This is a genomic window from Ensifer adhaerens, assembly GCF_028993555.1.
GTDB lineage: Bacteria > Pseudomonadota > Alphaproteobacteria > Rhizobiales > Rhizobiaceae > Ensifer > Ensifer adhaerens_I.
This window is the reverse complement of record NZ_CP118610.1, coordinates 3,796,231-3,809,853: the sequence shown is the minus strand read 5'-3', so window position 1 is coordinate 3,809,853 and position 13,623 is coordinate 3,796,231. Positions and strand designations below refer to the sequence as shown.

General features: G+C 62.1%; 11 protein-coding genes. 8 read left to right on the top strand and 3 right to left on the bottom strand.

The window, feature by feature from the left end; all coding sequences use genetic code 11:
• Positions 1–34 precede the first annotated feature (34 nt).
• Positions 35–694 carry a YggS family pyridoxal phosphate-dependent enzyme gene (locus PWG15_RS18365; protein ID WP_275021967.1) on the top strand — a complete coding sequence of 220 codons (660 nt, stop codon included), beginning with the start codon at positions 35–37 and terminating at the stop codon, positions 692–694.
• A 111-nt stretch (positions 695–805) separates the two neighbouring features.
• Positions 806–2,713, top strand: coding sequence for a propionyl-CoA synthetase (locus tag PWG15_RS18360; RefSeq protein WP_275021965.1), 1,908 nt, complete (start codon positions 806–808; stop codon positions 2,711–2,713).
• A gap of 45 nt (positions 2,714–2,758) precedes the next feature.
• Here the strand turns inward: PWG15_RS18360 and PWG15_RS18355 are convergent, their stop codons facing one another.
• The gene (locus PWG15_RS18355; protein ID WP_425536713.1) at positions 2,759–3,628 is read right to left on the bottom strand and encodes a LysR substrate-binding domain-containing protein; all 870 of its coding nucleotides are present in this window, start codon (positions 3,626–3,628) and stop codon (positions 2,759–2,761) included.
• A gap of 138 nt (positions 3,629–3,766) precedes the next feature.
• Here PWG15_RS18355 and PWG15_RS18350 point away from each other — a divergent pair, with 138 nt between their 5' ends.
• Positions 3,767–4,153: an ectoine synthase gene (locus PWG15_RS18350; protein ID WP_275021964.1), complete on the top strand. Its 387-nt coding sequence runs from the start codon at positions 3,767–3,769 to the stop codon at positions 4,151–4,153.
• A gap of 74 nt (positions 4,154–4,227) precedes the next feature.
• On the opposite strand, the gene PWG15_RS18345 is transcribed toward PWG15_RS18350, so the two are convergent.
• Entirely contained in the window at positions 4,228–4,929 is a 702-nt protein-coding gene (locus PWG15_RS18345) for a DUF1013 domain-containing protein (protein ID WP_065777709.1), read from the bottom strand.
• A gap of 227 nt (positions 4,930–5,156) precedes the next feature.
• On the opposite strand from PWG15_RS18345, the gene acs reads away from it, so the two are divergent.
• Positions 5,157–7,106, top strand: coding sequence for an acetate--CoA ligase (gene acs / locus PWG15_RS18340; RefSeq protein ID WP_275021961.1), 1,950 nt, complete (start codon positions 5,157–5,159; stop codon positions 7,104–7,106).
• 168 nt (positions 7,107–7,274) lie between these two features.
• Here acs and PWG15_RS18335 read toward each other — a convergent pair whose 3' ends face one another.
• Entirely contained in the window at positions 7,275–7,475 is a 201-nt protein-coding gene (locus PWG15_RS18335; RefSeq protein ID WP_275021960.1) for a DUF1674 domain-containing protein, read from the bottom strand.
• A gap of 124 nt (positions 7,476–7,599) precedes the next feature.
• Between PWG15_RS18335 and htpX the strand changes: the two genes are divergently transcribed.
• The 4 genes from htpX (at position 7,600) to purH (ending at position 13,602) form a co-directional block, all read left to right on the top strand.
• Entirely contained in the window at positions 7,600–8,559 is a 960-nt protein-coding gene (gene htpX, locus PWG15_RS18330; RefSeq protein ID WP_275021959.1) for a zinc metalloprotease HtpX, read from the top strand.
• The gene (locus tag PWG15_RS18325; protein ID WP_275021958.1) at positions 8,559–9,971 is read left to right on the top strand and encodes an RsmB/NOP family class I SAM-dependent RNA methyltransferase; all 1,413 of its coding nucleotides are present in this window, start codon (positions 8,559–8,561) and stop codon (positions 9,969–9,971) included. The genes htpX and PWG15_RS18325 overlap by 1 nt, the downstream gene beginning before the upstream one ends.
• Before the next feature lie 211 nt (positions 9,972–10,182).
• Positions 10,183–11,868, top strand: a complete 1,686-nt coding sequence (locus tag PWG15_RS18320; RefSeq protein ID WP_275024456.1) for a heparinase II/III family protein — start codon at positions 10,183–10,185, stop codon at positions 11,866–11,868.
• 123 nt (positions 11,869–11,991) lie between these two features.
• Positions 11,992–13,602: a bifunctional phosphoribosylaminoimidazolecarboxamide formyltransferase/IMP cyclohydrolase gene (gene purH, locus PWG15_RS18315; protein ID WP_275021957.1), complete on the top strand. Its 1,611-nt coding sequence runs from the start codon at positions 11,992–11,994 to the stop codon at positions 13,600–13,602.
• Positions 13,603–13,623: the final 21 nt, after the last annotated feature.

The window sequence follows — 13,623 nt, the reverse complement described above, 5'->3', positions numbered from 1 at the left end:
GTGGTTGGGAAATCCCGTGTCGGAGAGCAGGTCCATGGAAGTTCAAGAGCGGTTGCAGGATGTCGTGAGCCGGATTCAGGCGGCGGAAAGGTCTGCCGATCCTGCCAAGGGCGCTGTCACGCTGGTCGCGGTATCCAAGACCTTCGATGCTGATGCGATCCGTCCCGTGATCGCGGCGGGCCAGCGTGTCTTCGGTGAGAACCGCGTGCAGGAAGCGCAGGGCAAGTGGCCGGAACTGAAAGCAGAGACATCCGGTCTCGAACTCCACCTGATTGGTCCGCTGCAATCGAACAAGGCCGCCGAAGCGGTTGCCCTTTTCGATGTCATCGAAACCGTTGACCGGGAGAAGATTGCCCGAGCGCTTGCAGCGGAAATGCAGAAACAGGGACGGCACCTCAGGCTCTACGTTCAGGTCAATACCGGGCTCGAGCCGCAGAAGGCCGGTATCCCACCGGAAGAGACAGCTGCCTTCGTCGATCTTTGCCGCGTGGAACTGGGGCTGCAGATCGAGGGGCTGATGTGCATTCCGCCGGTCGAGGAAAATCCCGGCCCGCATTTTGCCCTGCTCGCCAAGCTGGCCGCCGCCTGCAAGCTCCAGAAGCTGTCGATGGGGATGTCCGGCGATTTCGAGACGGCCGTGCAGTTTGGCGCTACCAGCGTGCGGGTCGGTTCGGCCATTTTCGGCGCGCGGTAACGCCAATTCGTCGCATTACGCTTTCGTCGGGGTTCCCCTCATCTCTCATTAGCCTATCCTTGTGCACGAGGAGGCCGGACATGTCCGGCAAATGCATAGGGAGGAACGGAAATGGCGAGTCGCTATTCCGAAGTGTACGCCGCCTGGAAGGCGGATCCGCAAGGCTTCTGGTCCGGTGCTGCCGACGCCATTGACTGGTTCGAGCGTCCGCAACGCGCTTTCGATGCCGAGGGCGGCACCTATGGGCACTGGTATGCCGGTGGCTCGACGAACACCTGCTACAACTGTCTCGACCGCCACGTCGAAGCCGGGCGTGGTGAGCAGATCGCTTTCATCTATGACAGTCCGGTCACCGGACGGGTCGAGCGCATCTCCTATGCGGCGCTGCTGGCCGATGTGAAGGCGCTTGCAGCCGTCTATCAGAAGCTCGGCGTTGGCAAGGGCGACCGCATCATCATCTATATGCCGATGATACCGCAGGCAGCGGTTGCCATGCTCGCCGCCGCGCGGATCGGCGCCGTGCATTCCGTGGTCTTTGGCGGTTTTGCCGCCAACGAGCTGGCGGTGCGCATTGATGATTGCCAGGCGAAACTCGTGGTTTCCGCCAGCTGCGGCATCGAACCTGGCCGTACTGTCGCCTACAAGCCGCTGCTCGACGCAGCGCTCGAGATCGCGACCCACAAGCCGGCGCATTGCCTCGTCTTCCAGCGGGAAATGGCGCAAGCCGCCATGACCGAGGGACGGGACATCGATTTCGCTGCGGCGCTGGCGGCTGCAAAGCAGGCGGGTGAACAGGTCGGGTGCACGCCCGTTGCCTCCACCGATCCGCTTTATGTACTCTACACGTCGGGCACGACCGGCCAGCCCAAGGGTGTTGTGCGTGACAATGGCGGCCACATGGTCGCGCTCAAATGGTCGATGGAGAACTTCTTTGGCGTCCAGCCGGGCGAAGTGTTCTGGGCTGCCTCCGACATCGGCTGGGTCGTTGGCCATTCCTACATCGTCTATGGCCCGCTGCTTAACGGCAGCACCTCGATCCTCTTCGAAGGCAAGCCGGTCGGCACGCCCGATCCCGGAACCTATTGGCGGATCATAGCCGAGCACGGCGTCGTGGTGATGTTCACGGCGCCGACGGCATTGCGGGCGATCCGCAAGGACGATCCCGACGCATCCTATGTCGGCCGTTATGACCTGTCGCGCTTCCGTGCGCTGTTCCTTGCCGGTGAGCGCGCGGATCCCGATACGATCCGCTGGGCGGAGAAAGCGCTTGGGGTGCCCGTTATCGACCACTGGTGGCAGACGGAGACCGGTTGGCCCGTGGCCGGCAATCCCATGGGTCTCGGCTTGCTGCCGGTCAAGTACGGTTCTCCGGCGGTTCCGTTGCCGGGCTACGATGTTCAGATTCTCGATGATGCCGGACATCCGGTCGGCCCGGGCACGCTCGGCAATGTCGTTGTAAAACTGCCGCTGCCGCCCGGCTGCCTGCCGACGCTCTGGAATGCCGACCATCGTTTCCGCGCGGCCTATCTCGAAGAGTTCCCCGGTTACTACAAGACCGCCGATGCCGGTTATCTCGACGAGGACGGCTATATCTTCATCATGGCGCGCACCGACGATATCATCAACGTTGCCGGTCACCGCCTCTCCACTGGAGCGATGGAGGAGGTCTGTGCCAGCCATCCTGACGTTGCCGAATGCGCGGTCATCGGCATCGCCGATGACTTGAAGGGTCAGGTGCCAGCCGGTTTCCTCGTCATCAATTCCAATGTTTCCCGTGAAACATCGGAAATCGAACGCGAAGTGATCAGCCTCGTGCGCGAGCGCATCGGGCCGGTGGCGGCTTTCCGCATGGCGATTTGCGTCAAGCGGCTGCCGAAGACGCGATCGGGCAAGATCCTCAGGGCCACGATCCAGAAGATCGCCGATCGCCAACCCTGGAAAATGCCGGCGACGATCGACGATCCGGTTATCCTCGACGAGATCACCGTGGCTTTGCATGGCCGCGGCATCGGCATCTAGAGGCTTGCTGAGCCGGCTTATGATGTGAGCGCCACGGCGCTCGCATCACGACCTGACAACGGTCGCAAACCAGTTGCTGAAGGCCGACACGGCCTTTGAGCATGCGGTCTTGGTGATGAGAAAGTAGCTCTCGTCTTCGAGAGTGGCGATATCGGAAAGTATCACGAGGTCGCCGCTCTCGATTTCACGCCGAAAGACCTCAACCGGGCAAAGGGCGACGCCATGGCCGGCGATGACGGCCGTGGCGAGCAGGTTGAAGTCCTGGAAGATCGGACCCCGCAGGTTTTGTCCCGCCGCCACCCCTGCCCGGGCGAACCAGTCGCGCCAGCGCGAGGTTGTCTCGTCGTGCAGCAGATCGGCGGAAGCGATCGCCTGCGCTGCCCTCAACTCACCTTTCCGTTCGATGTAGCGCGGGCTCGCAACCGGCCGATTGATTCGCGAAAACAGTCGATCTGACCGCGTCCCTTCGCTCGTATCGGCGCCGAGCGTGATGAGGATGTCGCAGCCGGTTTCGCGCAATTGCTGTTCGGCCATGGCGTAGACGACCTTGACGTCGACTTCGGGATGGCGGCCGAGAAATTCACCGAGCGCCGGGATCAGCCAGCGGGTGGCGATCGAGGGAATACAGGCGACGCTCACTTGCGCCTTGGCATTCAGTCGTAGGACCTCCGTTTCCGCAGCGATGCGCTCGAATGCCGAGGTCAGCGCCGCTGCCAGGCTCTCAGCCTCCGCTGCCAGCCGCACGCCACGCTTCTCCCGCACGAAGAGCGGCCGGCCGAACCACTCCTCCAGCAGACGGATCTGGTGGCTGATGGCTGCATGCGTCACATGCAGTTCGTCGCCGGCGCGGGAGAAACTTGCCAAGCGCGCCGCGGCTTCGAAGGCGCGCAGCATGCCGAGTGGTGGCAGGATCATCTGTAAGTTTTCCTCATCAATGCCTTGAGGAATCGTCGTTTGATTGGCTGCCGCTGTCAACAGATACTGGTTCTGTCACGGCAATGGGGCGGAAGCCCCGCCAGAAAACATTAGAAATCCTTACAGATGGAGAGGCCCATGTTCGTGCGCAGCCTGCAGCAGATCGAAGCAACCGATCATTTCGTCGAATGGGGCAGCGGCACCAGCCATCGGCTGCTTACCGAGAAGGATGGCATGGGCTTCACCGTATGCCACACAGTGGTGCGCGCCGGCACGGTGTCGCTGCTGGAGTACCGCAATCATCTGGAGGCGTGCTACTGCATCGCCGGCCACGGGGAGGTCGAAGATATGCAGGGCAAGATCTTCCCGATCAACAAGGGCGACATCTACGTGCTCGACCAGCACGACAAACACTATCTGCGCGGCGGCAAGGACGAGGACCTGATCCTCGTCAGCATCTTCAACCCGCCGCTCAAGGGGACCGAGCGCCACAACCTCAATGATGCATCCGGTTCGGCTTACTGAACACCTATTGAACATCGGCCAACAAAAAAGCCCGGATCGACGATCCGGGCTTTTTTCATCGCGCTGGACGGCGATCAGTAGTGATCGTCTTCGTCCTCGTCCTTGCGGTCCGACTTCAGCGACTTGAGCTTGGCGAAGACGGCATCGGCGTCGATTTCCTTCTCTTCCTCGCGCTCGTAGCTGAAGCCCAGCTTTTCGGTCTCCTGAGCCGATTCCAGCGTCGCGCCGAGCTCGGCGGCCGTCGGCAGCGGACGGCCCTTGGAGGCGCGTTCGACTTCGAGGTCGAGGTCGATCTGCGAGCACAGGCCGAGGGTCACCGGATCCATCGGCGTCAGGTTGGCGGAGTTCCAGTGGGTACGCTCACGGATCTGCTCGATCGTCGACTTGGTGGTGCCGACGAGACGCGAAATCTGCGCGTCCTTCAACTCCGGATGGTTGCGAACCAGCCAGAGAATGGCGTTCGGGCGATCCTGGCGCTTGGAAACCGGCGTGTAGCGCGGACCCTTGCGCTTCGAGTCAGGGACGCGGACCTTCGGCTCGGAAAGCTTCAGCTTGTGGTTGGGGTTTCCTTCTGCGCGAGCGATTTCGTCACGCGAAAGCTGGCCCGTGGCAATCGGGTCAAGGCCCTTGATGCCCTGCGCGGATTCACCGTCGGCGATCGCCTTTACTTCAAGCGGGTGCAGCTTGCAAAACTGCGCGATCTGGTCGAAGGACAGCGCGGTATTGTCAACGAGCCAGACGGCTGTTGCCTTGGGCATAAGCAGTTGCTGAGCCATGGATATAGTCCTTTTGTCCGCCGCGCCGGTGTCGCGGGCCGTGGAGTCTACCACTGATTTCCGGGAAATGTGGGCCTCTATACCGTCCTTGTCTCAAAATTGCAATTCTTCAGTTCCAAATGTCCTTTTGTCTAATTGCGGCGGGCATTTGACCTGCTATGTATGTCCGCGAAACGGGCTGGCCCTGGGAGTGGCGAGCCGCACTAGGAATGCGTAGGGAGGAAAATATGTCCGCCAAGATCTATCCGGTGTTGAAGTCTGCCAAGAGCCGGACGCTGCTCGACAATGCCACTTACCTGAAGTGGTATGAGGAGAGCGTTTCGGACCCGGCAAAGTTCTGGGGCAAGCACGGCAAACGGATCGATTGGTTCAAGCCTTATACCAAGGTCAAGAACACTTCGTTCAAGGGCAAGGTTTCGATCAAGTGGTATGAAGATGGCCTGACAAACGTCTCCTACAACTGTATCGACCGCCACCTGAAGACGCATGGCGAGAAGACCGCGATCATCTGGGAGGGCGACAACCCCTATATCGACAAGAAGATCACCTACAACCAGCTTTACGAGCAGGTTTGTCGCCTCGCAAACGTGCTGAAGAAGCACGGTGTGAAGAAGGGCGACCGCGTCACCATCTACATGCCCATGATCCCGGAAGCGGCCTATGCGATGCTCGCCTGCTCGCGTATCGGCGCGATCCATTCGGTCGTCTTCGGCGGTTTCTCGCCGGACGCGCTTGCTGGCCGTATCGTCGACTGCGAGAGCACCTTCGTCATCACCTGCGATGAGGGCGTGCGCGGCGGCAAGCCGGTACCGCTCAAGGAAAACACTGACACGGCGATCGATATCGCGGCCAAGCAGCATGTCATCGTCAACAAGGTGCTCGTGGTGCGCCGCACCGGCGGCAAGACCGCCTGGGCGCCAGGTCGTGACCTCTGGTACCACCAGGAAATTGCCACGGTGAAGCCGCATTGCGAGCCGGCGAAGATGAAGGCGGAGGATCCGCTGTTCATCCTCTATACTTCGGGCTCGACCGGCAAGCCGAAGGGCGTGCTGCACACGACCGGCGGTTACCTCGTCTACGCGTCGATGACGCATGAATATGTCTTCGACTACCGTGACGGCGAGGTCTACTGGTGCACGGCCGATGTCGGCTGGGTCACGGGCCATTCCTATATCGTCTACGGCCCGCTCGCGAATGCCGCGACGACCGTGATGTTCGAAGGTGTTCCGAATTTCCCGGATGCCGGACGCTTCTGGGAAGTGGTCGACAAGCACAAGGTCAACGTCTTCTACACGGCGCCGACGGCGATTCGCTCGCTGATGGGTGCCGGTGATGATTTCGTCAAGCGCGCCTCGCGCTCGTCGCTCCGCCTGCTCGGCTCGGTCGGTGAGCCGATCAACCCGGAAGCCTGGGAATGGTACTACAACGTCGTCGGCGAACAGAAGTCGCCGATCGTCGATACCTGGTGGCAGACGGAGACCGGCGGCATTCTGATTACGCCGCTGCCGGGCGCGACCGATCTCAAGCCCGGTTCCGCCACCCGGCCGTTCTTCGGCGTGCAGCCGCAGCTCGTCGACAATGAGGGCAACGTGCTCGAGGGCGCTGCTGACGGCAACCTCTGCATCACCGACAGTTGGCCGGGCCAGATGCGCACGATCTACGGCGATCACGCGCGCTTCGGCCAGACCTACTTTGCCACCTACAAGGGCAAGTATTTCACCGGAGACGGCTGCCGCCGCGATGAGGATGGCTACTACTGGATCACCGGTCGCGTCGACGACGTTCTCAACGTCTCCGGCCACCGCCTCGGCACGGCAGAAGTCGAATCCGCGCTGGTATCGCATCACCTCGTCTCGGAAGCCGCCGTCGTCGGTTATCCGCATCCGATCAAGGGTCAGGGCATCTACTGCTATGTCTCACTGATGGCCGGCGAAATCGGCAACGACGATCTCCGCGCTGCCCTGGTGAAGCACGTGCGTTCGGAAATCGGACCGATCGCCACGCCCGACAAGATCCAGTTTGCGCCGGGCCTGCCGAAGACCCGCTCAGGCAAGATCATGCGGCGTATCCTGCGCAAGATCGCCGAAGACGATTTCGGCGCGCTCGGCGATACTTCGACGCTTGCCGATCCGGCTGTCGTCGACGATCTGATCGCCAACCGCCAGAACAAGGCCTAACATTAACGGCCGCTGCACATTGCGTATGTGCAGCGGCCGTTTCGACTGAGTAAACAAGTTTCGCAAGAGACTTTCGGCGTCGCGACGCGCGGCGTTTTGCGTACATTACGACTTAGTGAGCCGGATTCAGATCGCAGCTAAAAAGACCGACCGCTCGCAGCCCCAAACTCAGAAGTCGATCGCCCTGCCCTTGATCTCCCAGTCGCCGTAACGGGCAGGATCTTCACCGCCGCGCCCGCCGATTTCCGGAGGCAATTCCTTCTTGATTTCCGCCTGACGCCGCTCTTCGGCTTCCTTCAGCGCGCGTATGGCCGCTGGCGGCAAGGGGCGTTTCGGGCGATCGGGAGCGTTGTCATTGTCGTTCTGCATATGAACGGTATCCGGATTCGAGCATCAATATTGAAGAATTGGGCATTTGCACCCATCATATAGGTTGCCGTTCCCCTGTCGGGAACCCTGATTCACGTGAAACATCGACGATCCGGAGACTTAGATGAACCTTGTCCGCACCGCCATGCTGCTTGCAGTCATGACCGCCTTGTGCATGGCGGTGGGCTTCGTCATCGGCGGACGTGGCGGCATGATGATCGCTTTCGTCATGGCCGCCGGCATGAACTTCTTCTCCTACTGGAACTCCGACAAGATGGTCCTGCGCATGTATCGCGCCCAGGAAGTCGATGAGCGCAGTGCGCCGGAGTATTACGGCATCGTCCGCGACCTTGCCCGAAATGCCGGCCTGCCGATGCCACGTGTCTATGTGATCGACAGCCCGCAGCCGAATGCGTTTGCCACCGGCCGCAACCCGGAAAACGCCGCGGTCGCCGCCTCCACCGGCCTGTTGCATGCGCTTAACTACGATGAAGTCGCCGGGGTCATGGCGCACGAGCTCGCGCACGTCCAAAACCGTGACACCCTCACGATGACGCTGACGGCGACGCTTGCCGGGGCGATCTCGATGCTCGGCAACTTTGCCTTCTTCTTCGGCGGCAACCGTGAAAACAACAACCCACTGGGTTTCATCGGCACGCTGGTCGCCATGATCGTGGCGCCGCTGGCGGCGATGCTGGTGCAGATGGCGATCAGCCGCACCCGCGAATACTCGGCCGACCGGCGCGGCGCCGAAATCTGCGGCAAGCCCATGGCACTGGCTTCGGCGCTGCAGAAGATCGCCGGCGCCGCGCATCAGATTCACAATGACGACGCCGAACGCAACCCGGCGACAGCGCATATGTTCATCATCAATCCGCTTTCCGGCGAGCGCATGGACAATCTGTTCTCGACCCATCCGAACACCGAAAACCGGATTGCGGCCCTGCAGCAGATGGCTCAGGAAATGTCTTCGGTCTCGACGCCGCCGGTTCGGGCTGATAATCCCGTGCGCAAATCGCGCTCTGTGCCTCCTACCGGTTGGGGTCGCGGTGGTTCCGAACCGCCCAAAGGTCCCTGGTCCTGATGTCCGCAGAAAACAAAAACGATTCACGCCCGAAACGATCACACCGAAACAGCGCCGCAGCGAAGACGAAGAAGCCCGCCGCTGCGCCTCGTGGGCTGGAGAAGCCGGGCCTGATAGCGCGCCAGGCCGCCGCTAAAATCCTTGCCGCAGTCATCGACCGCAAGACGTCGCTCGACGGCATGCTCGACAGCGAGCACGGCAACCCAGCCTACCGCGAACTCAACGAGGCCGATCGCGCACTGGCTCGGGCGATCCTGAACTCAGCGCTTCGCCATCTGCCGCGCATCCAGGCGGCCATCAATTCTCTGCTGCAGACGCCTTTGCCGGAGGGCGCGCGTGCGCTTGATCACGTGCTTGCCGTCGCGGCGGCGCAGATCCTTTATCTCGATGTGCCTGATCATTCCGCCGTCGACCTTGCCGTCGAACAGGCGCAGGCGGATCCGCGCAATCGGCGTTTTGCCAATCTCGTGAATGCGGTCCTTCGGCGCCTGTCGCGCGAGAAGGATGCCATTCTCGAAAGCGTGCGCGATTTGCCGGCGATGCCGGACTGGTTCTTCGAGCGCCTGGTCGCCCGCTATGGCGCTGGACAAGCCCAGCAGATCGCCGAAGCACAACTCACACCGGCGGCCATCGATCTATCGGTCAAATCGGAACCTGTGAGCTGGGCCGAACGTCTGGGCGGTACCGTCTTGCCGACGGGCTCGGTTCGTCTCGGCCCATTCTCTGGCTCCATCCCTTCCTTAGCCGGATTCGACGATGGTGCCTGGTGGGTTCAGGATGCAGCCGCATCGATACCGGCACGGCTATTCGGCGATCTCAGCGGCAAGCGGGTCGTCGATCTCTGTGCCGCACCGGGCGGCAAGACCGCTCAGCTCATCCTCGCCGGCGCCGAAGTGACGGCGCTCGATCAGTCCGGCAGCCGCTTGCGCCGGTTGAAGGGCAATCTGAAGCGGCTTGGCCTGGAGGCGGATACGAAGGAAGTCAACATGGCCGACTTCCAGCCGGACATGCTGTTTGATGCGGCCTTGCTCGACGCACCCTGCTCTTCCACCGGAACGACGCGTCGTCACCCCGATGTGCTCTGGACCAAGGGGCCGGAGGATATCGCAAAACTCGCCGCCTTGCAGGAGCGCCTGCTCCGCCATGCGCTCACCGTCGTCAAGCCCGGCGGCGTCGTCGTCTTTTCCAATTGCTCTCTCGATCCGCTCGAGGGCGAAGAGGTGGTCGAGCGAGTGGTCGGTTCTGGCGCCGCCTATGAACGCGTTGCGATTTCCGCTGCGGATTGGCCGGGGCTGGAGGACGCGATCACGCCGCTCGGCGAAATGCGCACCACGCCGGCCATGTTGCCGCTTAATGCTCCCTATGCGAGCGGGCTCGATGGCTTCTACGCGGCGGTGATTCGCCGCAAATAATGTCGCTGACCGTAGTCGGGTCGATCAAAATGGGGCTCAAGGCCCTGTTCTGCCGTGTCATTTGACGCTTTCGCGTCAGAGGCCTATCAAAGATGACAAGATTGATAAAAGTTTAACGGTCTCTCTGGCACCATGCGGCGGCTGGCGCGAGACCATCGCCCGTTCAGATGTTTGAGCGGTCGTGCCAGAAATGAGGAAACCGGCGGCGTTGATGTTGTTTTCCGGCAGGCGGAGGCTTTCTTACCTGTATGTGCGTGAAGGCTGGCGCCGCGTCTCGCGCCGGCTATCGATAGGTCGTGTCTCCACCTTGCGTTTTACCGGCTCGACGCCCAACCGCCTGATCGTCGCACCGACGGATCTCAGAGCGGTCGATCCCTTTGTCGCCGAGGAAGTTCTTGCCGGCCGTTTCCCGCTTGCCGGTCGCGTGCTCGATACGGAAGGCGAGTCACCGTTCGAAATCGATCTGCCGTCGCGCGAGTTCGCGGCGCGTCTCCACTCCTTCGGATGGCTGAGACACCTGCGTGCGATCCGCGAGGATGCTGGCTACGTGCGTTTGCGCCAGATCGTCGACGACTGGATCGTTACCCACGGCCGTGATCTCGGCGGTATTGCCTGGGATCCGGATATCATCGCCCAGCGCATTATCGCCTGGCTTTCCCACTCGCCCGTCGTCCTGCGCAATGCGGAACACGGTTTCTATCGCCGTTTCCTGAAGAGCCTCGCCCTTCAGGTGCGTTACCTTCGCCATATCGCCGAGACGGTGCGCGACGGCGAGGCGAGGCTTCGGGTACGGCTTGCGCTTGCCATGGCGTCTGTCGCCATGCCGGCTTCGCCGAGCGCCATTCGCAAAGCATCGCGCCATCTCGACCTCGAACTGGACCGCCAGATCCTGCCGGATGGCAGCCATTGCTCGCGCAGCCCGCGGGCTGGGCTCGAATTGCTGCTCGACCTGCTGCCGCTTCGGCAGACCTACGTCAATCTCGGCCATGACGTGCCGTCACGCTTGATCCCTTGCATCGACCGGATGTACCCGGCCCTGCGCTTTTTCCGCCATCAGGGCGGCGAACTTGCGCTGTTCAATGGCGCGACCTCGGTTCTGGCACATGAACTGGCTTCGGTGCTGCGTTATGACGAGACGGCAGGCGAACCGTTCCGTTCATTGCCGCATGCGCATTACGAGCGTCTGGCGATCGAGAACACGGTCGTCATCATGGATACCGGCCGCCCGCTTTCCGTCGATCTTTCGCGCAGCGCCCACGCCGGCTGCCTGTCCTTCGAAATGTCCTCGGGCAAGACGCGCTTCGTCGTCAATTCGGGCGCACCGAAATTTGCCGGCGATCGTTTTCGGCAGATGTCGCGCACGACCGCAGCGCATTCGACGGTCACCGTCAACGATACGTCCTCTTCGCGTTTTTCGCAGTCCCGGTTTCTGGGGCCGATCATGACGTCAGGCGTTTCCAAGGTAACGGTGGCGCGGAAAGACGAGCCAGGCGGGTTGGAGTCGGTGACGGCAAGTCATGATGGCTATCTCGCTGCCTTCGACCTGATCCACGAACGTGACATCGGCGTTCTGAACGGTGGCCGCATGATCCGTGGTCGCGACCGGCTGTCGCGGGCAGATGGCAGCAATCCGGACGAAGGCAATACCGCCACGGCGGTCGCCCGCTTCCACATCCATCCGGCCGTCAGCATTCGCCAGAACAATGCACGCGAGATTTTTCTGACCGCGCCGGATGGCGAGATCTGGCTCTTTGCCTGCCAGGACGGAGAACTCGCGGTCGAAGAGGACATCTTCTTTGCCGATCCCTCGGGTATCCGTGCGTCGTCGCAATTGACCGTGACCTTTGCCGTTGCCCGCCAACCGGAGATCCAGTGGACTTTCTCTCGGGCAATCTGACGCGCTTATTTTAGCACGATGGCTTTGCCGAGGTTCCTTCGGCGGACAAGCTATGCTAACGGGCAGCCATCCCAATCGCCGGACCTTCTCCCGGGCCTCCGGCGCCGCCAAAGGAGCATGGTGATGGCTGTCGCCTCCAAGAAAATCCCCGCCCCGAACGAGGTTACGGTCCGCACCGCCCTCCTCTCCGTGTCCGACAAATCAGGCGTCGTCGATCTTGCGCGCGCCCTTCACGAAAAGGGCATTCGGCTCGTATCGACCGGCGGCACGCACAAGGCGCTCTCGGAGGCCGGCTTGCCGGTAAGCGACGTTTCTGAGCTGACGGGCTTTCCTGAAGTCATGGATGGCCGCGTAAAGACGTTGCACCCGGGCGTTCACGGCGGCTTGCTCGCGATCCGCGACGATGCCGACCACGTAGCGGCCATGACGGCGCACGGCATCACCGCGATCGACCTTGCGATCATCAACCTCTATCCCTTCGAAGAAGTCCGCGCCCAGGGCGGCGACTACCCGACGACGGTCGAAAACATCGACATCGGTGGACCGGCGATGATCCGCGCCTCGGCCAAGAACCATGCCTATGTGACGATCGTCACCGATCCGGCCGACTATCCGGTGCTGCTCGAAGAGCTTGGTGCCGGCAAGACGACCTATGCGTTCCGCCAGAAGATGGCGGCCAAGGCCTATGCCCGCACCGCCGCCTACGATACTGCCATCTCCAACTGGTTTGCTGAAGCGCTCGATACGCCGATGCCGCGCCACCGGGTGATCGGCGGCGTCTTGAAGGAAGAGATGCGCTACGGCGAGAACCCGCACCAGAAGGCGGGTTTCTACCTCACCGGCGAGAACCGTCCGGGCGTCGCCACGGCAGCGTTGCTGCAGGGCAAGCAGCTCTCCTACAACAACATCAACGACACGGACGCGGCTTTCGAGCTGGTCGCCGAGTTCCTGCCGGAGAAGGCGCCGGCCTGCGCCATCATCAAGCACGCCAACCCCTGCGGCGTTGCGACGGCGCCGACGCTTGCCGAAGCCTATCGCCGGGCGCTTGCCTGCGATTCCACCTCGGCCTTCGGCGGCATCATCGCGCTCAATCAGGAGCTTGACGCCGAAACTGCCGAGGAAATCGTCAAGCTCTTCACCGAGGTCATTATCGCGCCTTCGGTCAGCGATGCGGCCAAGGCGGTGATTGCCCGCAAGCCCAACCTGCGCCTGCTCTCGACCGGCGGCCTGCCGGATCCGCGCATCCCGGGCCTTGCCGCCAAGACGGTCTCCGGCGGCCTGCTGGTGCAAACGCGCGACAATGGCATGGTCGAGGATCTCGAGCTCAAGGTCGTCACCAAGCGCGCGCCGACCGCCCAGGAACTCGAAGACATGAAGTTCGCCTTCAAGGTCGCCAAGCACGTGAAGTCGAACGCGATCGTATATGCCAAGGACGGGCAGACCGCCGGTATCGGTGCCGGCCAGATGAGCCGCGTCGACTCCGCCCGTATCGCGGCGATCAAGGCCGAGGAAGCGGCCAAGGCCCTGGGCCTCGCAACGCCGCTCACCAAGGGTTCTGCCGTTGCCTCCGAAGCCTTCCTGCCTTTCGCTGACGGCCTGCTCTCGGCGATCGCCGCAGGTGCCACCGCCGTCATCCAGCCGGGCGGCTCGATGCGCGACGAAGAGGTGATTGCGGCTGCGAACGAGCATGGCGTCGCCATGGTCTTCACCGGCATGCGTCACTTCCGCCACTAGGATCAACCGGGACAAGCGCCT

Excerpts from the sequence above, each read along its gene's own strand:
- PWG15_RS18360 (WP_275021965.1), top strand. The coding sequence starts at position 806 with ATGGCGAGTCGCTATTCCGAAGTGTACGCCGCCTGGAAGGCGGATCCG.
- PWG15_RS18345 (WP_065777709.1), bottom strand. The coding sequence starts at position 4,929 with ATGGCTCAGCAACTGCTTATGCCCAAGGCAACAGCCGTCTGGCTCGTT.
- htpX (WP_275021959.1), top strand. The coding sequence starts at position 7,600 with ATGAACCTTGTCCGCACCGCCATGCTGCTTGCAGTCATGACCGCCTTG.
- PWG15_RS18335 (WP_275021960.1), bottom strand. The coding sequence starts at position 7,475 with ATGCAGAACGACAATGACAACGCTCCCGATCGCCCGAAACGCCCCTTG.
- PWG15_RS18355 (WP_425536713.1), bottom strand. The coding sequence starts at position 3,628 with ATGATCCTGCCACCACTCGGCATGCTGCGCGCCTTCGAAGCCGCGGCG.
- purH (WP_275021957.1), top strand. The coding sequence starts at position 11,992 with ATGGCTGTCGCCTCCAAGAAAATCCCCGCCCCGAACGAGGTTACGGTC.
- PWG15_RS18325 (WP_275021958.1), top strand. The coding sequence starts at position 8,559 with ATGTCCGCAGAAAACAAAAACGATTCACGCCCGAAACGATCACACCGA.
- acs (WP_275021961.1), top strand. The coding sequence starts at position 5,157 with ATGTCCGCCAAGATCTATCCGGTGTTGAAGTCTGCCAAGAGCCGGACG.
- PWG15_RS18365 (WP_275021967.1), top strand. The coding sequence starts at position 35 with ATGGAAGTTCAAGAGCGGTTGCAGGATGTCGTGAGCCGGATTCAGGCG.
- PWG15_RS18320 (WP_275024456.1), top strand. The coding sequence starts at position 10,183 with ATGTTGTTTTCCGGCAGGCGGAGGCTTTCTTACCTGTATGTGCGTGAA.
- PWG15_RS18350 (WP_275021964.1), top strand. The coding sequence starts at position 3,767 with ATGTTCGTGCGCAGCCTGCAGCAGATCGAAGCAACCGATCATTTCGTC.